General features: G+C 63.8%; 22 protein-coding genes. 10 read left to right on the top strand and 12 right to left on the bottom strand.

Features of this window, described 5'->3' with window-relative positions; all coding sequences use genetic code 11:
• Nucleotides 1-11: 11 nt before the first annotated feature.
• The 4 genes from NLM15_RS14890 to NLM15_RS14875 all read right to left on the bottom strand — a co-directional run bounded on the left by NLM15_RS14890 (nucleotide 12) and on the right by NLM15_RS14875 (nucleotide 3,877).
• Nucleotides 12-989 carry a HEAT repeat domain-containing protein gene (locus tag NLM15_RS14890; protein WP_254117818.1) on the bottom strand — a complete coding sequence of 326 codons (978 nt, stop codon included), beginning with the start codon at nucleotides 987-989 and terminating at the stop codon, nucleotides 12-14.
• 2 nt (nucleotides 990-991) lie between these two features.
• A complete protein-coding gene (locus NLM15_RS14885; RefSeq protein WP_007593252.1) occupies nucleotides 992-1,225 on the bottom strand; it encodes a ferredoxin family protein in 234 nt (77 codons plus the stop codon).
• Nucleotides 1,226-1,258: 33 nt separating this feature from the next.
• Nucleotides 1,259-3,001: a fumarate reductase/succinate dehydrogenase flavoprotein subunit gene (locus NLM15_RS14880; protein ID WP_254117817.1), complete on the bottom strand. Its 1,743-nt coding sequence runs from the start codon at nucleotides 2,999-3,001 to the stop codon at nucleotides 1,259-1,261.
• A gap of 102 nt (nucleotides 3,002-3,103) precedes the next feature.
• Nucleotides 3,104-3,877 carry a ferredoxin--NADP reductase gene (locus tag NLM15_RS14875; RefSeq protein ID WP_254117816.1) on the bottom strand — a complete coding sequence of 258 codons (774 nt, stop codon included), beginning with the start codon at nucleotides 3,875-3,877 and terminating at the stop codon, nucleotides 3,104-3,106.
• A gap of 217 nt (nucleotides 3,878-4,094) precedes the next feature.
• Here NLM15_RS14875 and NLM15_RS14870 point away from each other — a divergent pair, with 217 nt between their 5' ends.
• The 5 genes from NLM15_RS14870 to NLM15_RS14850 all read left to right on the top strand — a co-directional run bounded on the left by NLM15_RS14870 (nucleotide 4,095) and on the right by NLM15_RS14850 (nucleotide 8,754).
• The gene (locus tag NLM15_RS14870) at nucleotides 4,095-4,391 is read left to right on the top strand and encodes a gamma-butyrobetaine hydroxylase-like domain-containing protein (protein WP_254124243.1); all 297 of its coding nucleotides are present in this window, start codon (nucleotides 4,095-4,097) and stop codon (nucleotides 4,389-4,391) included.
• A 218-nt stretch (nucleotides 4,392-4,609) separates the two neighbouring features.
• Nucleotides 4,610-5,383: a Crp/Fnr family transcriptional regulator gene (locus tag NLM15_RS14865; RefSeq protein ID WP_254117815.1), complete on the top strand. Its 774-nt coding sequence runs from the start codon at nucleotides 4,610-4,612 to the stop codon at nucleotides 5,381-5,383.
• A gap of 181 nt (nucleotides 5,384-5,564) precedes the next feature.
• On the top strand, nucleotides 5,565-6,986 hold the full coding sequence (locus tag NLM15_RS14860; RefSeq protein ID WP_254117814.1) for an ABC transporter substrate-binding protein: 1,422 nt from the start codon (nucleotides 5,565-5,567) through the stop codon (nucleotides 6,984-6,986).
• Complete coding sequence (locus tag NLM15_RS14855) at nucleotides 6,983-7,885, top strand: ABC transporter permease (RefSeq protein WP_254117813.1); 903 nt, start codon at nucleotides 6,983-6,985, stop codon at nucleotides 7,883-7,885. Before NLM15_RS14860 ends, NLM15_RS14855 begins: the two co-directional genes overlap by 4 nt.
• Nucleotides 7,882-8,754: an ABC transporter ATP-binding protein gene (locus tag NLM15_RS14850; RefSeq protein ID WP_254117812.1), complete on the top strand. Its 873-nt coding sequence runs from the start codon at nucleotides 7,882-7,884 to the stop codon at nucleotides 8,752-8,754. Before NLM15_RS14855 ends, NLM15_RS14850 begins: the two co-directional genes overlap by 4 nt.
• 200 nt (nucleotides 8,755-8,954) lie before the next feature.
• On the opposite strand, the gene NLM15_RS14845 is transcribed toward NLM15_RS14850, so the two are convergent.
• The 7 genes from NLM15_RS14845 to NLM15_RS14815 form a co-directional block, all read right to left on the bottom strand.
• A complete protein-coding gene (locus NLM15_RS14845) occupies nucleotides 8,955-10,013 on the bottom strand; it encodes a putative sulfate exporter family transporter (RefSeq protein WP_254117811.1) in 1,059 nt (352 codons plus the stop codon).
• A gap of 110 nt (nucleotides 10,014-10,123) precedes the next feature.
• Entirely contained in the window at nucleotides 10,124-10,342 is a 219-nt protein-coding gene (locus NLM15_RS14840; protein WP_254124242.1) for a hypothetical protein, read from the bottom strand.
• Nucleotides 10,343-10,505: 163 nt separating this feature from the next.
• Nucleotides 10,506-11,219: an ABC transporter ATP-binding protein gene (locus tag NLM15_RS14835; protein WP_254117810.1), complete on the bottom strand. Its 714-nt coding sequence runs from the start codon at nucleotides 11,217-11,219 to the stop codon at nucleotides 10,506-10,508.
• The gene (locus tag NLM15_RS14830; RefSeq protein ID WP_254117809.1) at nucleotides 11,216-11,971 is read right to left on the bottom strand and encodes an ABC transporter ATP-binding protein; all 756 of its coding nucleotides are present in this window, start codon (nucleotides 11,969-11,971) and stop codon (nucleotides 11,216-11,218) included. Before NLM15_RS14830 ends, NLM15_RS14835 begins: the two co-directional genes overlap by 4 nt.
• A 2-nt stretch (nucleotides 11,972-11,973) precedes the next feature.
• On the bottom strand, nucleotides 11,974-12,993 hold the full coding sequence (locus tag NLM15_RS14825) for a branched-chain amino acid ABC transporter permease (RefSeq protein WP_254117808.1): 1,020 nt from the start codon (nucleotides 12,991-12,993) through the stop codon (nucleotides 11,974-11,976).
• Complete coding sequence (locus tag NLM15_RS14820; RefSeq protein WP_254117807.1) at nucleotides 12,990-13,892, bottom strand: branched-chain amino acid ABC transporter permease; 903 nt, start codon at nucleotides 13,890-13,892, stop codon at nucleotides 12,990-12,992. Before NLM15_RS14820 ends, NLM15_RS14825 begins: the two co-directional genes overlap by 4 nt.
• Before the next feature lie 87 nt (nucleotides 13,893-13,979).
• Complete coding sequence (locus tag NLM15_RS14815) at nucleotides 13,980-15,239, bottom strand: ABC transporter substrate-binding protein (RefSeq protein WP_254117806.1); 1,260 nt, start codon at nucleotides 15,237-15,239, stop codon at nucleotides 13,980-13,982.
• A gap of 185 nt (nucleotides 15,240-15,424) precedes the next feature.
• On the opposite strand from NLM15_RS14815, the gene NLM15_RS14810 reads away from it, so the two are divergent.
• The 4 genes from NLM15_RS14810 to NLM15_RS14795 all read left to right on the top strand — a co-directional run bounded on the left by NLM15_RS14810 (nucleotide 15,425) and on the right by NLM15_RS14795 (nucleotide 20,274).
• Nucleotides 15,425-16,918 (top strand): AMP-binding protein, encoded by a 1,494-nt coding sequence (locus NLM15_RS14810; RefSeq protein WP_254117805.1) that lies wholly within the window; start codon nucleotides 15,425-15,427, stop codon nucleotides 16,916-16,918.
• Complete coding sequence (locus NLM15_RS14805) at nucleotides 16,915-17,556, top strand: TetR/AcrR family transcriptional regulator (protein ID WP_254117804.1); 642 nt, start codon at nucleotides 16,915-16,917, stop codon at nucleotides 17,554-17,556. Before NLM15_RS14810 ends, NLM15_RS14805 begins: the two co-directional genes overlap by 4 nt.
• Nucleotides 17,553-19,463 (top strand): NAD(P)/FAD-dependent oxidoreductase, encoded by a 1,911-nt coding sequence (locus NLM15_RS14800; protein ID WP_254117803.1) that lies wholly within the window; start codon nucleotides 17,553-17,555, stop codon nucleotides 19,461-19,463. The genes NLM15_RS14805 and NLM15_RS14800 overlap by 4 nt, the downstream gene beginning before the upstream one ends.
• 175 nt (nucleotides 19,464-19,638) lie before the next feature.
• Nucleotides 19,639-20,274 (top strand): 2-hydroxychromene-2-carboxylate isomerase, encoded by a 636-nt coding sequence (locus NLM15_RS14795; protein ID WP_254117802.1) that lies wholly within the window; start codon nucleotides 19,639-19,641, stop codon nucleotides 20,272-20,274.
• A gap of 91 nt (nucleotides 20,275-20,365) precedes the next feature.
• On the opposite strand, the gene ald is transcribed toward NLM15_RS14795, so the two are convergent.
• Nucleotides 20,366-21,481 carry an alanine dehydrogenase gene (gene ald / locus NLM15_RS14790; RefSeq protein WP_254117801.1) on the bottom strand — a complete coding sequence of 372 codons (1,116 nt, stop codon included), beginning with the start codon at nucleotides 21,479-21,481 and terminating at the stop codon, nucleotides 20,366-20,368.
• A gap of 132 nt (nucleotides 21,482-21,613) precedes the next feature.
• Between ald and NLM15_RS14785 the strand changes: the two genes are divergently transcribed.
• Nucleotides 21,614-22,093 carry an Lrp/AsnC family transcriptional regulator gene (locus NLM15_RS14785; protein ID WP_254117800.1) on the top strand — a complete coding sequence of 160 codons (480 nt, stop codon included), beginning with the start codon at nucleotides 21,614-21,616 and terminating at the stop codon, nucleotides 22,091-22,093.
• Nucleotides 22,094-22,177 lie beyond the last annotated feature (84 nt).

Raw genomic sequence — 22,177 nt, 5'->3', positions numbered from 1 at the left:
CGGTCCCTCTGTTATGCCCCTGCCCGTGCCTTGCGGGCCGCGATCTGCTGCAGCGCCCAGCGCGCGTTCTTGCGGACATCAGGGTCGGCGTCGTCGGCGATGACGGCCAGGAATGCCTCGCCGTCGGGATGGGCGATCTCGCCAAGTGCGGCAGCGGCCTCCTTCCGCAAATTCGCCTGGTCGTGGTTGATGCAATTGCCGATCGGACGCACCGCGCGCTCGATCTTCATCTTGCCGAGGCTGCGGATCGCCTTCAGCCGCACCTGCCAGAATTCGTCGGCGAGCGAGCCGACGAGCTGGTCGGCGGCAAGCGAACCGTTGACGTTGAGACCCAGCGTTTCCGCCGCCATCTCGCGGACCATCCAGTCGGAATCCTTCAGCGCGCGCGTGATCGTCTCGGCCGCCGGCTTCATCTGCGAGAACGCCAGCGCACTCACGGCGGCGCGACGCACATGGGCATCGGGGTCGATGATCAGGGCGGTCAGCGCGGGGATGGATTCTTCCAGCTTGAGGAACCCGATCACGCCGATCGCCTGCACGCGCACGGCGGCATCGGAGTCCTGAAGCGCTTCCAGCGCCGGCTTCAGCGTATCCTTGCAGCGCAATTCCTTCAGCGCGCGCAAGGCGCCCATGCGGACGAAGGCATGAGGGTGCTTGACCAGCGGCAGGATGATGTCGGCGCAGGCGGGATCCTTGAACTCGGCCATGCTGTCGGCGGCAGCCGCCGCGACGATCCTTTCGGGATCGACCAGCAGCTCGACCAGCGCGCTCGCAGCCTCCGGCCCGTCGAATTCGCCGAGTGCCATCGCGACCTGCTGGCGCACGCCGGCGTCGGGATCAGACACCATGTTGGCGAGATGTGCGACTGCGGCAGGATCGCCGGAATGGCCGAGCGCGATGATGGCAACGCGGCGTTCGGCGGGATCGGCGGCCTGAAGCCGCTCGTCGGCGTACTCCAAGTCGTCGTAGGATTCGAACGGGCTCGACATGATCACCTCAACAGATAGGGAATGTTGACGGTGACGGCGCCGGTCGGGCAATCGGCCTCGCAGGGCATGCAGTACCAGCACTCGTCATAGGCCATGTAGGCCTTGTTGGTCATGTCGCTGATACGCAAGACGTCGAGCGGGCAGACATCGACGCAGACGGTGCAGCCCTTGTCGGCGATGCATTTGGCGTCGTCGACGACCACCGGAACCGATGTCTGGTAGGAGGCGAGAGGCATTTGATGTCTCCTGTTGCTTGCTGTTGCGGTGGGTCAGGCGGTCGCGCGGATGCGCTGCTTGTCGTAGAGGTCCTTCTCGTCGTCCGCGATCGGGACGACATAGGGCTCCACGGCACGCTTCTCGCTAGTCATCTTGCCGTTCTGCTTGGACAGCAGCGTGTGGCAGAACCAGTTCTCGTTGTCCTTCTCCGGAAAATCCGTGCGCCAGTGATAGAGGCCCCAGCGGCTTTCCTCGCGGTAAAGCGAGGCGTGCACAGCCATGTCGGCGCAGTCCATGATCGACTGCACCTCAAGGGCGCGGAGCAGCTCATGCGCGTTGCGCGCGATCATGTGCTCTTGCATGTCCTGCCGCGTCTCGGCGAGGCGGCGCGCGCCGAGCTCGTATTTGCGCGTGACTTTTGGCGGCTGGAGATAGTCGTTGACCAGGCGGCGGGTCTTGTACTCGACCTGGTTCGGCGGGATGCCGTCCTCGCGCTTGGTCGGCGCCAGCACGCGGTCGCGCTCGATAGCGACATCGGCGGCGTCGAACTCCGCGAAATCCTGACTATCGGCGAACTCCATGGCGTCGACGCCGGCAACCGCCCCATTGGTGAAGGCGCCGAGCATGTAATTGTGCGGCACGTTCGCCATGTCGCCGGCGGCGTAAAGGCCCGGCACGGTGGTGCGCGCGTTGTCGTCGACGAACACGCCGGAGGCGCTGTGGCCGGAGCAGAAGCCGATCTCGGAAATGTGCATCTCGATCGAGTCGTTGCGGTAGTCGACGCCACGCCCCTGCTGGAACAGGCCGCGCGTCGGACGCTCGACCTTGTGCAGCGTGGACTCGATCTCGGAGATGGTGTCGGGATGGAGATGCTTGAGCTGGAGAAACACCGGGCCCTTGCCGGATAGCAGCTCGTTATAGAACTCCAGCATCATCTGGCCCGACCAATAGTCGCATTCGATGAAGCGCGAGCCCTCGTTATTCGCCGTGAAGGCACCGAACGGGCCGGCGACATAGGCGCAGGCCGGGCCGTTATAGTCCTTGATCAGCGGATTGATCTGGTAGCATTCCAGGTTCGCGAGCGCGGCGCCGGCGTGATAGGCCATCGCGTAGCCGTCGCCGGAATTGGCGGCGTTCTCATAGGTGCCGAACATGTAGCCGGAGGTCGGCAAGCCGAGCCGGCCGGCGGCGCCCATGCAGAGGATCACGGCCTTGGCCTTGATGACCAGGATCTCGGCGGTGCGGGTGTTGACCGAGATCGCGCCGGCGATGCGGCCGTCGGACGATTTCAGCAGCCGCGTTGCCATGTAGCGATTCGAGATCAGGATGCGGGCGCGGCGGAGCTGGCGATACAGCGCCTTCTTCACGGTCTCGCCGTTCGGCATCGGCAGAACATAGGTGCCGATGTGGTGCACCTTCTTGACGGCATAGTCGCCGTTCTCGTTCTTCAGGAAGCGGATGCCGAAGCTGTCGAGCTCCTCGACGATCTTGTAGCAGTTCTGCGCGTATTTATAGACCGCCTTCTGGTCGACGATGCCGTCATTGGCGATGGTGATCTCCTTGGTGTACTGCTCGGGCGTCGCGTAGCCGGGGATGACGGCGTTGTTCAAGCCGTCCATGCCCATCGAGATCGCACCGGAGCGCTTGACGTTGGCCTTTTCGAGCAGGACGACATTGGCCTTCGGGTTCTTCAGCTTCGCCTTGAGCGCTGCCATCGGGCCGGCCGTACCGCCGCCGATGACCAGCACGTCGCAGGAAACCTCCGAAAGTCCGTCGACGATCTGATCTAGTGCCATCGCTTGCTCCTGGTTCGCCGATAGCCGGCGCCTTTGCATCAGATTTGTTCAGTGGCTCGTCCGGCGATAGCAATTAGTTGTCGCCGGGATGCGATTTGCCCCTCACCGCTCGACGAAGGCCTTTTCGATCACGAAATGGCCAGGCTGGCTGTGGTTGCCCTCGACAAAGCCGCGCGCGGAGAACATCGCAGGCAGTTCATCCAGCATCGCCGGGCTGCCGCACAGCATGATGCGGTCGGTCTCGATATCGAGGCCTGTTAGCCCGATATCGTCGAACAGCTGGTTCGACGCGATCAGGTCGGTGATGCGGCCGCGATTCCGGAACGGCTCGCGGGTGACGGTCGGGTAGTAGACGAGCTTGTCGCGGATCAGCGGCCCGAAGAACTCGTGATTGCGCAAGCCGTCGACGACGTGCTCGCCATAGGCGAGCTCGGAAACCTGGCGGCAGCCATGGGCGAGCACGATCGTCTCGTAATTTTCGTAGACGTCAGGGTCCTTGATCAGGCTCGCGAACGGCGCGAGGCCCGTCCCGGTCGAGAGCAGCAGCAAGCGTTTTCCCGGAATGAGATTGCCGGTGATCAGCGTGCCCGTGGCCTTGCGGCCGACCAGGATGATGTCGCCTTCCCTGATCTTCTGGAGACGCGAGGTCAGCGGGCCGTCCTGCACCTTGATCGAGAAGAATTCGAGCGCCTCCTCGTGGTTTGCACTGGCCATGCTGTAGGCTCGCATCAAGGGCTTGCCTTCGACCTCGAGCCCGATCATGGCGAACTGGCCGTTCTGGAAGCGAAAGCCGGGATCGCGCGTTGCGGTGAAGCTGAACAGCGACTCGGTCCAGTGTCTGACCGACAAAACCGTCTCCTTCTGAAATGCGCTCATCCGTCGTCTCTCCTTGCCTGCGGTGACGCAAGGTCTCGGAGAGCGAGGAATCGGGCAACGCGGAAGTGAAATTCCCGGTCGATTAGTTTCACATTTCGCGGGCGATGATCGAAGACGAGGCAACGAGCAGCCCCGCCGCGCGCTCGCGCCGGCAATTAGTTGCTATCCGCGCTCGCCCGCGCCGACATAAGAAGGGATTCGGAGATACGTCATGACCATGACCTTGATGGCACCGACCGTGGCCGACTACGAAGTGAGCGCCGATCTTGCGTCGCTCCTCGTCCGCACCACGCAGGACGATGCGCTGAGCGTGCCCGCGGAAAAACTTCGCCTCTCCTGCAAATGCGCCCACTGCACCCGCGCCCGCTTCGACGGCCGCTTCCCTCAAGCATTTCCGGCGATCGCCATCACCGAGATCGGCGATCTCGGTTACGGGCTGAACATCGCATTTTCGGATGGGCACAACCGGGGGATTTACCCGAAGTCGTATCTGTTGAGTTTGGCGGGGCGCTGACCCAGTTCTCGGTGTCATGCCCCGGCTTGACCGGGGCATCCAGTACGCCGCGGCCCCGACGTATCCCACTGAAGTCTCTGGAATACTGGATCGCCCGCCTTCGCGGGCGATGACGCCGGAGTGAATGGTGGCGGCGCGCCACAAGCGAGCCGCCAGTCCCCCATCTGGCACGGACATTGCTCCTCTTTAGAACGATTTGAACGTTCTGGAGGCGGCTCATGTTGCAGGCGGCAAATGCGGTTCGCGGGGCTATTCCCCCGGCAGTGCGGCCTGCCGGCAGCTCTTCGCTGCTGCTCACCGAGAACCAGCAATGGATCGGCGGACCGCCGCCGCTGATGGACAAGCTTTCGCCACGCGAGCGGGAACTGGTGCTGAAGCAGGGCCGGCGAAAAGTGCTCAATCGCGGCCAGACGCTGTTCAGCCAGGGTGGCAAGCATGACGGCATCTGGCTGATCGAAAGCGGCCGCATCCGCGTGTTCTACACCTCGCCGCTCGGGCGCGAGATCACGCTGGCGTATTGGCATGTCGGCAATTTCGTCGGCGGGCCCGAGGTGTTCGAGGGCACCGTGCATCAATGGTCCGGTGTCGCATCCAGCAATTGCAGCGTCGTGCATCTGCCCGGGAAGGAGCTACGGGCCCTTGCCGCGGAGATCCCGAACCTCGCGATCGGCCTGATCGAGGGTCTCACCTTCAAGGGCAAATGCTATTCGGCGCTGGCCCAGATGCTGGGAACGCGATCGATCACGCAGCGCCTTGCGCATCTGCTGCTGCATCTCGTCGAGCTCTACGGCGTCGAGGACGCCGACGGCCGCGTGATCGCGGCGGCCTTCACCCATGCCGACATCGCCCACATGGTCGGCGCCACAAGGCAATGGGTCACGATCAGCCTGAAGCGCATGCAGGAGAAGGGAATCGTGCTGACCAAACGGTCGCAGATCGTGGTGTGCCGAACCGACGTGCTGGAGGAGATGCGCGGCCACGCATCTGATTGAAGGAGTTTGCGACCAGGGTCGGTGCACAGGCAAGCGGCTTTATCATGCAGGACTGCCCAAGGAGTATGCAATCGGCTTTTCCCGGCAACTAATCGACTGCGGCACTCATTCCGGATTTGCCCTGCCCGCCCCCTCACCCAATCATGGCAAGCACAGCACATCCAACCGAATGAGGATGAGAATGGTCCGTCTTCTTCCCACGCTCTCGATCGCGGTGTCGGTGACGTCGCTTGCGCTTCTCATCGCGCAGCCGGCCTCGGCGGAATCCGTCACCCTCGGCATCGGAACGCAGGACACCACGACCAACACGGTGACCGCCGGCGTCGTCATCAGGCAGCTGCATCTCCTCGAAAAATACCTGCCGACATCAGGCAAGTACGCAAACATCAAGTTCGAGATGGAATGGCAGAACTTTACCTCCGGCCCGCCCGTCACCAACGCGATGATGGCGAACAAGCTGCAGATCGGCATGATGGGCGACTATCCGCTGATCGTGAACGGCTTCACCTTCGACAGCAATCCTGAAAGCAAGAGCCGCCTGATCGGGATCGCCGCTTACAGCCTCTCCGGGTCCGGCAACGGCATCGTCGTCCACAAGGATTCGCCGTACTACGATCTCGCCGATCTCAAGGGCAAGCTCGTCAGCGTGCCGTTCGGGTCCGCCGCACATGGCATGGTGCTGAAGGCGATGCAGGACCGCGGCTACGCGTCGGATTTCTTCCAGCTGGTGAGCCAGAGCCCCGAGGTCGGCTCGACCAATCTCCAGGAGAAGAAGATCGATGCGCATGCCGACTTCGTCCCCTTCGCCGAGCTGCTGCCGTTCCGCGGCTTTGCGCGAAAGATCTTCGACGGCGTAGAGACCAATCTGCCGACCTTCCACGGCATCGTCGTCCGCACCGACTTCGCCGAGAAATATCCGGAGGTTGTCGTCGCCTACTTCAAGGCGCTGATCGCCGCCAATCAGTGGCTGCGCGACGATCCCAAGCTGGCCGCCGAGAAGATCCAGGAATGGACCGGCATCAACAAGGAGGTCGTCTACATCTTCTTGGGACCCAGCGGCAACATGACCACCGATCCCACGATCAAGCCCGCGCTGATCGACGCTGCCACCGCCGACGTCAAGGTGCTTCAGAACCTCGGCCGCATGAAGGAGTTCGATCCGAAGAAGTGGGTCGACGACAGCTACATCCGCAAGGCCTATGCCGAGATGAAGCTCGACTATGACGCGCAGCTCGCCAGCACGAAGAACTACGAGATTTCCGGCGAGGACACCTTCTGCAAGAAGCCGATCGCCGATCCGCGCAAGGCCGGCGAGGTCTGGGTCGACGCTTCAGGCATCATGCCCTTCTCGTCGGCCAGTTGCACACTCGGCGCCTATGCCGACTTCAAGGCCAAGGGCAAGAAGATCAACGTTGCCTATGTCTTCGACACCACGCGCGGCATCAAGCTGTTCGCGGACCAGGCCTTCTTCGCAGTCGGCAATGGCGAGGTCGCGCCGTTCCTGCTCAAGAAGGACGCGGAAGCCTATGCCGCCAAGATCAGCGGCAAGGTGCTTGGCTTCGATGACGCGGTGAAGGCAGCGGTCGGCGGAGGCAAGACGTGAGCAGTCCCGCCCTCGCCAGACCTGCCGAGAACAGCATGCCGGCAACATCAGAGGCTGGCCCCGTGCCCGCCGTCACGCCATCCGCGACACCGCCATCCTTCGGCACGCTCGCGCTGCGCTGGTACCGCCTCAACCGCGACGGCCTGCGCGCGACAGCGATCGGAATCATCTCGCTGCTCGCCTTCCTGCTGGTCTGGCATCTGCTCACGACCTATCGCGTCGTGTTCTTCGTGCGCTTCACCAACGTGCCCTCGCCGCTCGCGGTCTATGCGAGTTTCACCAAGGCGATCCACGATCCCAAGTTCCTGATGCATGTCGTCTTGAGCTGCCGGCGCATCTTCATCGGCTTCTCGCTCGCGGCCATTGTCGGCGTCCCCCTCGGCCTGATCATGGGTCGCTTCAAGCTGGTCCATGAGATCATCTTCCCCGTGGCCGAAGTGCTGCGGCCGATTCCGGCGATCGCCTGGGTGCCGATGGCGATCATGCTGTGGCCGACCAACGAGCAGAGCATCGTCTACATCACGTTCCTCGGCTCGTTCTTCCCGATCCTGGTCAACACGCTGCACGGTATGTCGCTGGTCGACCCCGTGCTGGTGCGCGCGGCCCAATGTCTCGGCGCCCGCGAGCGCTCGATCTTCCGGGAGGTGTATTTCCCGGCCTCGCTGCCGCACATCTTCACCGGCCTCACGGTGGGCATGGGCGTCGCCTGGGTCTCGCTGATCGCCGCCGAGATGATCTCGGGCCAGTACGGCATCGGCTATTTCACCTGGGAAGCCTACTCGCTGGTCCAATATGCCGACATCGCGCTTGGCATGATCGCGATCGGTGTGCTCGGCCTCGGATCGAGCCTGCTGATCCGGGGGGCCGGACAATTGGTGATGCCGTGGAGGCTGAATTGACCGAGATTCCGACCAAAGCGCCGCAGGGTCATATCGAGGTCAGGAACTTTTCCCTGAGCTACGACAGCATCGAGGGACCGGTTCGGGCGGTCACGGACACGCAGATCCATGTCAGGCCGGGCGAATTTGTCTCGATCGTCGGCCCGTCCGGCTGCGGAAAATCGACGCTGCTCAACGCGGTCGCCGGCTTCCTCAAGCCGACCACGGGTATCGTCACCGTCGACGGCGAGCGCGTGAACGGACCCAGCGCCGAGCGCGGCATGGTGTTCCAGCAATATTCGCTGTTTCCCTGGAAGACGGTGCGGGAGAATGTCGAGTTCGGCCTGAAGATGCGCGGCATGCCGCGCTCGCAGCGCGAGCGCGCCGCACGCACGCTGCTCGGGCTCGCAGGGCTCGAAGCGTTCGAGAAGCATTATCCGGAAAAGCTCTCCGGCGGCATGAAGCAGCGCGTCGGCATCGTCCGCGCGCTCGCGACGGGACCGAAAGTGCTGCTGCTCGACGAGCCCTTCGGCGCGCTCGACGCGCAGACCCGGGTCATCATGCAGCAGATCCTCACCAACATGTGGCAGCGGCTGAAGATCTCGGTGCTGTTCGTCACCCACGACATCGACGAGGCAATCTTCCTGTCCGACCGCGTCTACTGCATGACCGCGCGTCCCGGCTCGATCAAGGCGGAGATCCCGATCCCGCTGGAGCGGCCGCGGCAGCAATCGATGATGATGTCGTCGGAGTTCCTGGCCCTCCGCCGCGGGCTGATGTCGCTGATCCGCGAGGAAAGCATCAAGGCGATGGGCGGCGAGATCAGCGACATGGGCATGCAGGGGCTCAACATCGAGCTGCACGGCGCCTCGCTGGCCGATGTGATTTAGCTCTCTTCTCGACGCTTGCGCGCTGCCTTTCCTTCTCCCCTTGTGGGAGAAGGTGGCGCGAAGCGCCGGATGAGGGGTTCTCTCCGCGTGCTGATAAAGAGTGGGACTCGCGGAGAGAACCCCTCACCCGTCTCGCCGCTCACGCGGCGAGCCACCCTCTCCCACAAGGGGAGAGGGTAAGCACCACCATCGCGGCAAAATCACTTAAACCAGTGCACCAGCGCGATGCTGATTCCGAGCAGCAGCATCAGCGACAGCGTCACAGCCGCTGTCACCCTGCCCCCGACATTCGCCAGCACCCGCACGTCGACGCCCAACCCAAGCGCCGCCATCGAGACGACGGTGAGGAAGCCGGTGATTTTCGTCACCGGCCCGACCACCGTACCCGGCACGATCTCGAGCGAGCGCAGGGTCGCCAGGGCAAGGAAGCCGAGGATGAACCAGGGTACGAGGCGGAAGAAGCCGACATTGGTCTTCTTAGCCCCGCTCTGCCAGCGTGAGGCGACCAGTGAGAGGCCGACGACCACCGGCCCGAGCATCAACACGCGCATCAGCTTCACGAGCGTGCCGATCTGCGTCGAGACCAACCCGGCCGGGACCGTCGCGGCCAGCACTTGCGGCACCGCATAGACGGTGAGGCCCGCGAGGATGCCGTATTGCGTCGCCGACAATTGCAGCAGTGGAATCAGGAGCGGCAGGCCCAGCACCATCATCACACCGAGGATCGCGGTGAAGGAGATCGAGGAAGCGATCTCGTCGTTGTTCGCGCCGATGATCGGCGCCACCGCGGCAATCGCGGAATTGCCGCAGATCGAGTTGCCGCAGGCGATCAGGATCGACAGCCGCGTCGACAGACCCAGCATCCGGCTGAGACCAAAGGAGACGCAGAGCGCGATCACCACGACCGCGGCGATCGATGCCAGCAGCGCGATGCCGGAGGCCGCGATGGCGGCGAAGCTGATCGACGCTCCGAGCAACATCACCGCGACCTCGAGGAGCTGCTTGGCGCTGAAGGCGATGCCGGCCTGCCAGCGCGGCGCGGGCTTCCAGAAGCTGCGGAGCGCCATCCCGAGCAGGATCGCCATCACCAGCGCCTCGACATAGGGATGCTCGAAGACGCCCAATTCCGCGTGCTCGAGCAGGGCCGAGACACCGGCGACGGCAATACAGAGGAGAATGCCGGGAATCAGCGCGACGACGCGGCTAATGGCAGTGGTCGGCTTGGCGTCGGCCTGGCTGGATGCTTGATTCTGCGACACAAATCTCTCCCAAGGAGAAGGATTTATACGCAGCCACGTCTGATTGGGGAATAAGTTTTCGGCATATCAGGGTCGAGGGAAGTTCTGTCCCCGACCCGGAATAATCGGCCTCAGAAGATCAAGCTTTTGGCCAGCGAGGCGACGCGGCTGAAGCCGTCATAGATGCCCGGCTCGAAGAAGGCTGCGCGCGCAAGCACAATACCCGCAACCAGCGTCCAGAAGATGCCCGTGCCGGCCCGCAGCAGCATTTTTGAGGCGCGCGACCGCGGCTGGGTGTCCGTTGCGGACACCAGTTGCTCGCCGAAGGGCTCAAATCCAGTACGTTCCATGGCCGTCAATCCATCAATTTCTGACGGAAATGTCGTCGTTTCGGCCCAAAACGGCAATGGAAGCGATTGGCTTTTTTGCCCCGCGAAGGGGAAACTCCTTCCGCAGGACGATCCCGGGGCAATAGTTTTCTTCTTCCGCCCTATTTGGGCACCGGAGCCCCGGCTAGAGCGCCAGGTAGCGGCGGCGGATGGCGTCGTTGGCCTTCAGCTCGTCGATTCCGGCGGCATAGACGATCTGGCCCTTGTCGATGACCGTGGCGTGGCTCGCCAGCCCCAGGCAGAAATGCATGTTCTGCTCGGCGATCAGCACGGTCGATCCGAGTTGGCGGAGCTGCCGCAGCAGTTCGCCGATCCGCTGCACGATGATCGGCGCAAGCCCTTCGCTCGGCTCGTCCAGCAGCAGCAGCGCGGGATTGCCCATCAGCGTGCGCGCGATGGCGAGCATCTGCTGCTCGCCGCCGGACAGTCGTCCTGCAATGCGATTGCGCAAAGGCTCCAGCAGCGGGAAGACCTCATAGATTCGCTTGATGGACCATTCGTCCTGTCCATCCGGCCCCTTCTTCTTCCCGATGACGAGATTGTCCTCGACCGTGTGCTCCGGAAAGATCTGGCGATCTTCCGGCACGAAACCGAGACCGGCGCGCGCGATCGTGTGCGGCTTCAGGCCCGAGATCACCGCGCCGCGCAGGCTGATCCTGCCCCGCCGCGGCGGCGCCAGCCCCATGATCGCCTTCATGGTCGTCGACTTGCCGGCGCCGTTGCGCCCGAGCAGCGCCATGGTCTCGCCCTGCCGCACCGAGAGGCCGACGCCGAACAGGATCTGGCTCGTGCCGTAATAGACGTCGAGGTCGGCGACTTCGATCACGGTCGCGCTCATGCGGCGGCTCCCGCATGTTCGGTGCCGAGATAGGCATCGATCACCGCGCTGTTGCTCCGGATCTCGTCGGGCGTGCCGGTTGCCAGGATGCGGCCGTAGCAGAGCACGACGATCTTTGGGGCGATCTTGAACACGATATCCATGTCGTGCTCGATGAAGACGACCGTGATCTTCTGGGTGTCCCAGAGCTCGCGCACCTTGTCGATCATGCGCCAGCGCTCTTCCGGGCCCATGCCGGCGGTCGGTTCGTCCAGCAGCAGCACCTTTGGTTCGAGCACCAGAGCGAGCGCGATATCGAGGAGTTTCTGGTCGCCGTGCGAGAGCGTCGCCGCCGTGCGGTTGCGCTTGCCGGCAAGGCCCAGAAGCTCCATCACATGCTCGGCGCGGTCTCGCGTCTCAGCCAGCGGAAAGCGCTTGTGCAGCACCGCCGAGGAGCGCTGGTCGGCGCTGACGGCGGCAAGCATGGTCTCCTGCACCGTCAACGATTTGAAGATGCTCGCCACCTGGAAGGCGCGGCCGATGCCGTGACGCACGATTTCCGGCGGCGAGCGGCCGGCGAGATCGATACCGTCGAGCAGCACCTGGCCTGAATCCGGACTCAAGGCACCGGTGATCAGGTTGAAGAACGTGCTCTTGCCGGCACCGTTGGGGCCGATCACCGCGGTGAGCGAGCCGTCGGGGAAATCCAGCGAGACATCGTTGGTTGCCTTCACGCCGCCGAAGGATTTTGCGAGGTTGCGGATCTCGAGCATGGCTAGCGCCCCTCGCCTGCGTCGCGCCGGTGCGCGAACCAGTCGGCGACGAAATCCAGCAGCCCTTTGCGCAAGCCAAGCGCAAAGAACAGGATGACGATGCCGAGCACGATGCCGTGGTACTCGGTGAACCGCGTGACGGTGTCGTTGAGCAGAAGCAGCAGCACGGTGCCGACCATCGGCCCCAGGAAGGTCGAGACGCCGCCAAGCATGTTGATGAAGATGCCCTCGCCCGAGATCGTCCAGTAGGCGAATTCCGGATAGGCGCCGGAGACGAACAGCGCCATCACCATGCCGCCCATCGATGCGAACAGCGCCGCCAGCACGAACACGGTGAGCTTGGCGCGCCAGACGTCGATACCGAGAAAGCTCGCGCGCGCCGCATTGTCGCGGATCATGCGCAGCGTGTAGCCGAACGGCGATTGCGCGATCTGCCGCATCGCGAGCAGACCGAGGATCAACAACGCGCAGCTCGCGACATAGAGATGGACGTGGTTGGCAAGATCGATGCCGAGGAAGACGGGGCGCGGAATGCCGCCGCGCAAGCCCTGGTCGCCGCCGGTGAAGGAGGCCCAGGACAGGATGGTCGAGTGGATCAGCATCTGGAACGCGAGCGTCACGAAGGCGAAGTAGATCTCTTTCAGCCGCACGCAGATCGCGCCGATGACGGCAGCGATCCCGGCCGTGATCGCCAGCGTCGCGACGAAGGCGACCGGAATGGGCACGCCGAGCTTCTGCATGATCAGGCCGAAGCTGTACGCGCCGAGGCCGAAGAACATGCCGTGGCCGAACGACGTGAGCCCGGTGTATCCGACCAGCAAATTGAGCGAGGTCGCGAACAGACCGTAGGCCGAGCAGCGGATGACGAAATCGAGCAGCGCCTTGCTGCCCGTGAACAGCGGCAGGCTCGCCAGCACGGCGAACGCGATCACGGCGATCAGGATGTCGCGATAGCGTTGAAGCGCCGCACCGCTGCGCACCGGCGCCAGCGTCTCGGCGCGTCCGGCCTCCAGCTCGGTCATGCCGCCTCCTTGCCGAACAGGCCGGTGGGCTTGGAGACCAGCACGATCACCATGAACAGGTACATCAGGCCCTCCGTGAAAAGGGGAAAGCCGAGCGAGCCGAACGAGCGGATCAGGCCGAGCAGCAGCGCACCGATCAGCGCGCCCAGGATCGAGCCCATGCCGCCGATCACGGTGACGATGAAAGATTCGATCAGCACCGAAAAACCCATGCCGGGCGTGAGCGAGCGCACCGGCGCCGCGAGCGCGCCGGCAAGTCCCGCCAGCATACCGCCGAGCGCGAACACCCCGCCGTAGATCAGGCCGGTGTTGATGCCAAGCGCCGAGACCATGCCGGGATTGTGTGCCGCCGCCCGGATCACCTTGCCGATACGGCTGCGCGAGAGCCCGATGCCGAGCACGATCGCAGCGACGAGCGCGACGCCGATCAGCAGCAGGTAATAAGGCGGCACGACGCCGCCGGCGATGAACAGCGGCATCACCTGGAAAGCCGCCGGCATGCCCATCGACTTGAATTCCGGCCCCCAGATGATGCGCACGACATCATCGAAGATCAGCACGAAGGCGTAGCAGACAAGGAGCTGCATCAGCACGTCGGCGCCATAGACGCGGCTCATGAAGACGCGCTCGAAGATCAGGCCGAGGAGCGCGGTGCCCGCCGCACCAGCGAGCATCGCGAGCGCGAAGCTTCCGGTGAGCTGATAGGCCGTCATCGCAAAATAGGCGCCGAACATGTAGAAGGCGCCGTGGCTGAAGTTGACGACCTTGAGCACGCCGAAGATCAGCGTCAGCCCGACCGCCACCAGAAACAGCAGCATGCCGATGATGAGGCCGCTGGTGGTTTGCGTCACCAGGCAAGAGGAACTGGAGAGACAGCCGGCAAGCGCGTCGAGATCCACGGAAGCACTTTCATTGTCGTGCGCCGGACGCGGCGCGGAAAACGAAACGAAGGCGGAGACGGTTGCCCGCCTCCGCCCCGGACATGATCAGGTGTAGCCCTTGCTCTTCTTCCACTCGGCTTCGAGTTCGAAGATGGTCTTCCAGTCGCCGGCCTTGACTTCGGGCACATACGGCTCCTGCGGGATCGTGGTGCCCCAGCCGATGGCGTAGCCGACCAGCGTGTGATCGTCGCCGCGCATCGTCACAGTGCCGTCGGCGCCGAACGGGCACTTGATGGTGAGGCCCTTCAGGACTTCCGCGATCTTCTTGCCGTCGGTGGAGTTCGCCTTCTTCGCGGCCTCGCTCAGGAACATCACCGCGGTCGCGTTCTGCCATGACCAGTTGGTCGGATATTCGTTGTACTTGGCCTTGTAGGCATCGCCCCAGGCGGCATTCTCCGGCGTGGTCGGGAACGTCTTGATGTAGCGGTTGCCGGAGTGGATGCCCTTCGGCAGGTTCTTGACGACCGTGAGCGCGGTGTAGTCGGCCATGTTGACCGCGAACACCTCCATCTGGCTGAACATCGCGTAGATGTTGGCCTGGTCGATGTAGGAGGTGAGATCGCCGCCCCACAGGCAGGAGTACAGCGCCTGCGGCTTGGCCTGCAGAATCTTCGTCACCACTTCGGTGTAGTCGGGCTGGAACAGCTTTGGCCAGGACTCGCTGATGACCTCGACGTCAGGCGCAAAGCGCTTCAGGTACAGCGTGAATTCGCCGGTGGTGTCGCGTCCGTAGGCATAGTCCGGCGAGCAGGTCGCCCATTTCTTCAGGCCCTTGGCCTTCGAGATCGAAGCGGCGTAGCTGCCGCCGACGATGGAATCGTGGATGCCCTGGCGGACGCAGCGGAACGCGTTCGGGATGTGCTGCTTCGGATCGGCCGTCAGCGAGGACGCTTCCGAGCAGGTGTGGACGCAGAGTACGCCAAGATCACGCGCCACTTCGTGCACGGCGAACGATCCGGACGACGCCTCGCCGTCGATCAGCCATTCGCAGCCGTCGGTGTTGACGAGTTCGCGCGCGACGCGGGCGGCTTCCTGCGGCTGGCCCTTGGAATCCCGGATCACCATCTCGATCTGCCGGCCGGCAAGACCGCCGGCGGCGTTGACCTTGTCGACCTCGAGCATCACGGCATTGCGCGACGACGTGCCGAGCTGTGCGACGCGGCCCGACAGAATCGTCGGCATGCCGATCTTGATCGTCTTGGCTTGGGCACGTGCCACCCACGGCGCGGCAACACTCATCGCACCGGAGCCCATCAGCGCCAGTGTTGAACGGCGGCTGATGCCCGGCGTGCGGGTTCTCGTCATTTTCCCCTCCCTCTTTCGGGTCGGCGTTTCCTGGTCCCGTTTCCTAGTTTCTTGCCGGAGATCGTCTCGTCTCCGTGCTCCCAACAATTTCAGAGGCAGGGGGTGACGTCAAGACAAACATGAATTATGAGTCAGTATTCATGATAGAGGGAAACGAGGCCGGCAATCGGCCCCGAAACCGCAGAATGATCAACCTTTCGAGCTTCATCGCCTTCCATGCCCGGCGCACGCCGGACCGGCCCGCGCTGAAATACCGCGGCGAGGAGATCTCCTATGCCGTCTTCGACGCGCGCATCCGGCACGCGGCCGGCTGGCTCGCATCGCAGGGCATCGGCGCCGGCGATGTCGTGGCGGTGCTGATGAAGAACAGCGCAGCATTCCTGGAGCTGGTCTTCGCGACCAGCCATCTCGGCGCGGTGTTTTTGCCGATCAACTTCCGCCTCTCGCGCGACGAGGTCGGCTACATCGCCGGCAATGCCGGCGCGCGGCTTCTCATTGTCGATGAAGAACTCTCTGCGAATGCAGCGGGCGCCAGGACTGTCGTGCTGAACGAAGCCGCGCAGCAGAGCCTCGCGCCGCTCGCGAGCGATGCAGCGCCCGCGCCGATGCATGTCCGCCAGCCTTCCGACCTGATGCGACTGATGTACACCTCGGGCACGACCGACCGCCCCAAGGGCGTGATGCTCACCTACGATAATTTCTACTGGAAGTCGGCCGACCAGACGATCGCCCTTGGCCTCGGCGCCGACACGCGGCTTCTCGTCGTCGGCCCGCTCTATCACGTCGGCGCGCTCGACCTGCCCGGCATCGCCGTGCTCTGGCATGGCGGCTTCATCCGCATCGAACGCAATTTCGAGCCGGCGACGGCGCTTGCGGCCATCGCGGAAGACGAGCTCAACGCCGCCTGGTTTGCGCCTGTGATGACCACCGCGATGCTCACCTGCCCCACGCGCGACCGCTACGACGTCTCAAGCCTGCAATGGGCGATCGGCGGCGGCGAGAAGACGCCGGAGCTGCGTATCCGCGCCTTCTCCGAATTCTTCCGCAATGCGCGCTACATCGATGCCTATGGCCTCACCGAGACCGTTGGCGGCGACACCTTTATGGAAGCGGGCCGCGAGATCGAGAAGATCGGCTCGACCGGGCGCGCCATCGCCCATGTCGAGATCGAGATCCGCGACGAGGACGGCAAAAAGCTGCCGCCGAACGTCAACGGCGAGATCTGCCTGCGCGGGCCGAAGATCACGCGCGGCTATTGGAAGGATCGGGAGAAGACCGCCGCCGCGTTCTTCGGCGACTGGTTCCGCAGCGGCGATGTCGGCTATCTCGACGACGACGGCTTTCTGTATCTGACCGACCGCAAGAAGGACATGATCATCTCCGGCGGCGAGAACATCGCCTCCTCCGAGGTCGAGCGCGTCATCTACGACCTGCCTGAGGTGCGTGAGGTCGCCGTCATCGGCCTGCGTGATGCGCGCTGGGGCGAGCGGCCGGTCGCCATCGTCGTGCTCGCCGAAGGCGCGAGGCTCGAGCTCCCTGCCCTCACCGAGCACTGCCGCGCGCGCCTTGCGAGCTTCAAGGTGCCGAAGGAGCTCGTCATCCGCGACAGCCTGCCCCGCAACCCCTCCGGAAAGATTCTCAAGCGCGTGCTGCGCGCCGAGCTGGAGACGTCTGAATGACGCAAGCCAACGCCAAGGTCACAAAGCTCAACCGCGTCGAGCGCAACGCCTGGACCAAGCAGAAGATCTTTGACGCCGCAACCAAGGTCGTCGGCAAGCATGGCTATGCCGAGGCCTCCGTCGCCCGCATCACCGAAGAGGCGGGCGTCGCGCAGGGCACCTTCTACAATCATTTCGAGAACCGGCAGGAACTGCTCGACCAGCTGCTGCCGAAGATCGGCCTCGACATGGTCGAGTTCATCCGCGCCCGCACCGGCACGGCGGATGCGGCGCGACAGGAGATCGCGCGCTTCTCCGCCTTCTTCGACTTCATCCGCGAGGTGCCGGAGTTTTTGCGTATTCTCAACGAAGCCGAATTCTTCGCGCCCATCGGCTACCAGAAGCATCTCGACAACATCTCGGTCGCCTATGTCCGCATTCTGCGTCGCGCGCGACGCTCGGGCGCCATCGCGGATTACAGCGACGAGGAATTCGAGGCGATCGTCCACATGCTGATGGGCTCGCGCGGCTATCTCAGCCGCCGCTACTCCTATTCGGAAGGCGGCGTCACCGCCGTGCCCGATCACGTCATCTCCGCCTATCGCAAGCTGATGACGCGCGGCCTCTTCAGTGCATCCGGAGATCAGGACACGCCATGAACATCGTATCTCCTCAAAAGCCGCTCGACCTAGCCTCGGCAATCGCGGAAGCCGACATCCGCTGCCTGCTGATGGTGCTGGTGCACATGACGGGCGACGAGCGCTGGCTCGAGCCGCCGTACCTGCCCAAGCGCGACATCCGCCTCATCCCCGACCCCGAGGCCGGAGTGCCCCGGGAAGTCCAGGACGAGATCCGCGCCGCGGTGGTCAAGCTGTTCGCCGACGGCACGCCAAAACCCGTCATCAGCGATCCCGGCGAGGACCTGCTGCTGAGGATGATGCGCGCCTGCCTCGGCGAGAACGTCGCACCCGAATATGCGCCCTTGATGCGCGAAGAGATGGGCTTTGTGCCGCGCGAGCCGCGCTGGACCAAGCGTCCCTCGGACGAGAAACTCGCCGGCCAGCACATCCTGATCGTCGGCGCCGGCGTTTGCGCCATCGCGCTCGGCGTGGCACTCGGCCATCTCGGCATCCCCTACACCATCGTCGAGAAGAATGACGAGCTTGGCGGCACCTGGTGGATCAACCGCTATCCCGGCTGCGGCGTCGATACGCCGAACCACTCGTATTCGTATTCGTTCGGCTCGGGAAATGCATGGACGCGCTATTTCTGCCAGCGCGAGGAACTGCTCGGCTACCTGCTGAAGGTCGCGGACGAATACGGCATCCGCAAGCATCTGCGTGTGAATACCGAACTGAAATCATCGCGCTGGGATGAAGGCAAGCGGCGCTGGATCTCGACGCTCAAGACCAGGAACGGCGAAGAGACCTTCGAATCCACCGCGCTGGTCTCGGCCATCGGCCAGCTCAACGATCCCTCCCGCGCGCGCTTCAAGGGCGAAGAGAGCTTCCAGGGAACGATCCTGCACTCGGCACTGTGGTCCGGCGACATCGACATCGACGGCAAGCATGTCGCCGTGATCGGCACCGGCGCGACGTCGATGCAGCTCGTGCCGTCCATTGCCGGCCGCGTTGCCTCGGTCACGGTCTATCAGCGCAGCGCGCAATGGGCGCGGCCGGTGCAGGGTTATTCCGATCCGATCACGGAGGGCGCGCGCTGGCTGCTCGCTCATCTGCCGTTCTATGTGCAATGGTACCGTTTCAATATGTTCTGGCGTTACGGCGACGGCCTGCTGCCCTTCCTGCGCAAGGATCCGGCCTGGCCGCACCCGGAGCGCGCCGTCAACAAGGGCAATGACCGGCACCGTCAGGAGCTCACCGATTTCATCCTGTCCGAGTTGAAGGACCGGCCCGACCTGATCGAGAAATGCGTGCCGACCTATCCGCCCTACGGCAAGCGCATCCTGCTCGACAACAACTGGTTCAAGACGTTGACGCGGGACAATGTCGAACTCGTCACCGACACGATCGATCATTTCGATCAGAGCGGCATCGTCACCGCGGATGGCAAGCACCGCCCCGCCGACATCATCGTGGTCGCCACCGGCTTCAAGGTGACGGAGATGGCCGCGCGCCTCAATATCAGCGGGCGCGAGGGCAAGGATCTGCGCGAGGCATGGACCAACGACAATCCGACCGCGTTTCTCGGGCTCACCGTGCCTGGATTCCCCAATTTCTTCTGCATGCTCGGCCCGAACTCCGGGCCCGCCCATGGCGGCAGCGTCATCTTCCAGTCGGAGTGCCAGAGCCGCTACATCTCCGCTTGTCTCGCCGACATGATCGAGCACGATGTCGCTGCCATCGACGTCCGCCAGGACGTGCTCGATGACTACGTCCGCAAGGTCGATGCCGAGCACGAGACCATGATCTGGACCCATCCGGGCATGAGCACCTACTACCGCAATTCAAGCGGCCGCGTGTTTTCGGCGATGCCGTGGCGGTTCGTGGACTACTGGCGCATGACGCACGATCCCGATCTGGGGCAGTACAGGCTGACGAAGGCGTGACTCCTTTATCGACGCGGACTTGATGTAGCGTTAGCCTACACTCTCACCACATCGTCATTGCGAGCGAAGCGAAGCAATCCAGAGTCTTTCCGCGGTGACATTCTGGATTGCTTCGCTTCGCTCGCAATGACGGAGCTTGCGGCTGGCTGCGCCGCACGCCCAAAGGAAGCTCACCATGCCAAAGCCAGTGGTCCGCATCTACACCGACTACAAGAGCCCTTACGCCTTCGTCGCCAACAAGCGCCTGTTCGAGCTCGAGGAGACGCATGGCGTCGCGCTCGAGTGGCTTCCCTATACGCTGCGCGTCGCCGAATTCATGGGAACGGTGGAGGAGCGCACGCCGCATTTCTGGCGCAAGGTGCGCTACGCCTATATGGACGCGCGGCGCCATGCCAATGCGCAGGGGCTCGTCATGAAAGGGCCGCGGCGGATCTACGACGCCTTTTACTCCAGCGTCGGAATGCTGTTCGCACAGCGGCACGGCTTCTTCCGCGCCTACCATGACACGGTGTTCCGCAAGTTCTGGAGCCATGAGCTGGAGATCGACGATCTCGCCGCGATCACCGATGTCATCACGTCGTGCGGCGGCTCGGCGAGCGCGTTCGAAGCCTACGTCAACGGTCCTGCCCGCGATCAGCATGACCGCATCATCCTTGATGCCGAGGCGCTCGGGGTGTTCGGCGTGCCGACCATGGTGTTCAACGGCGAGCTGTTCTGGGGCGGCGACCGCATCGACATGCTGATCGAACGGATTGAGAAGCCCGAGACCATCGCGGCCGCGCTCGGCAGCCGCCACCGCAAGCCGGCATAACCCGCTAAAGCGCGATCTTCATCGTGCTTTAGATTAGTTGTTTAAACATGATCTGATCGGAAAACCGCTGCGCACTTTTCCGGATCATGCTTTACGCCGCCAGCCCGCTCTCCACCGGCGCAAAATCCATCCCGAGGCTTTCCGCCACCGCCTTGTTGGTGACGCGGCCGCGATGCACGTTCAGCCCGTTGCGCAAATGCGGGTTCTCCAGCACCGCAGCAAAACCCTTGTTCGCGAGCGACAGGCCGAACGGCAGCGTCGCATTATTCAGGGCCTGGCTGGACGTCACCGGCACCGCGCCCGGCATGTTGGCGACGCAATAATGCACGACGCCGTCGACCTCATAGGTTGGATCGGTGTGCGTGGTCGGATGCGAGGTTTCGAAACAGCCGCCCTGGTCGATGGCGACGTCGACCAGCACGGCGCCCGGCAGCATCGATGTCAGCATGGCGCGCGTGACGAGCTTCGGCGCGCTGGCGCCCGGCACCAGTACCGCGCCGATCACGACGTCGGCGGCAAACACTTCCTGCTCGACCGACTCGATCGTCGAGAAGCGGGTGCGCACGCGACCGATAAAGAGATCATCCAGTTGGCGCAGGCGCGGAATCGAGCGGTCGATCACCGTGACTTCCGCGCCAAGGCCAGCGGCCATGCGCGCGGCCTGCGTCCCGACCACGCCGCCGCCGAGCACGACGACCCGCGCCGGCTGCACACCGGGCACGCCGCCGAGCAGCAGCCCGCGGCCGCCGGCCGATCGCTTGAGCGCGGCGCCGGCGGCCTCGATGGCGAGGCGGCCGGCGACTTCGCTCATCGGCGCAAGCAGGGGGAGGTGACCGGCCGCGTCGGTGACGGTTTCATAGGCGATCGCAGTGCAACCGGAAGCGAGCAGGCCCTTGGCCTGTTCCGGATCCGGCGCAAGATGAAGGTAAGTAAACAGGATCTGGCCTTCGCGGAGCTGGGCCCATTCGCTTTTCTGCGGCTCCTTCACCTTCACGATCATCTCGGAGGTCGCGAAGATATCGCGTGCGCTCTCGGCAATGGCGGCCCCTGCCCGCCGATAGACGTCGTCGGAAGCACCAATGCCGCTACCGGCACCGGTCTCGACCGTCACCTGATGCCCGGCCGCCACATATTCGCGGACGGCGCCCGGCGTCAGCCCGACGCGATATTCCTGCACCTTGATCTCCCTGGGCACACCGACGCGCATCTTCAGCTCCTTTTGATTCCCCCATGATCGTAACGGCGTGGCCGGTTTGGTTTCGTGCAAATATCCGCTAGTTTCGTCATGTGCGCGCCGGTTTCGGTCGCGGAAGTGCCCTTTCACGCTGGAAACAAAACCTTGGCCCTCGACCGGAAAGACCTCGCCATCCTCGCGGAACTCACCACCAATGCGCGGGCCAGCCACACCGACCTCGCCAACAAGGTCGGGCTATCGAGCACGGCGCTGGCGCGGCGGCAGAAGGCGCTGGAGGACGACGGCTACATCCAGGCCTACCAGGCTGCGCTCGATCTCGCGCAATTCGGCCTCACCACGACCGTGCTGGTCCGCATCGCGTTGGAGAGCCAGAGCGACGAGGCGCTGAAGGCGTTCGAGACCGAGGTGGTGAAATGCCCCTCCGTCGTGCGATGCTTCCTGATGTCCGGCACCGACGACTACATCCTGATCGTGCTCGCCCGCGACATCCAGGATTTCGAGCGCATCCATCGCACCGAGCTGTCGCGCCTGCCGCGCGTCGCCAGGGTGCAATCGAGCTTTGCACTGCGCGAGATCGTCAACCGCGCGGTGCCGACGGTGGTGTTCGGCGAGGCGAAACGGTAGCTGTTCCCGCTCCCTCACCAACTCGGCGGAGGTCGATCTGCGCCACTGTCATAGAACTGTCATCGAAAGTGCCGAGACCTGCCA

The sequence above is a fragment of the Bradyrhizobium sp. CCGB20 genome, assembly GCF_024199855.1.
GTDB lineage: Bacteria > Pseudomonadota > Alphaproteobacteria > Rhizobiales > Xanthobacteraceae > Bradyrhizobium.
Note: the sequence above shows the minus strand (reverse complement) of the source record. Positions and strands in the feature narration are given on the sequence as shown.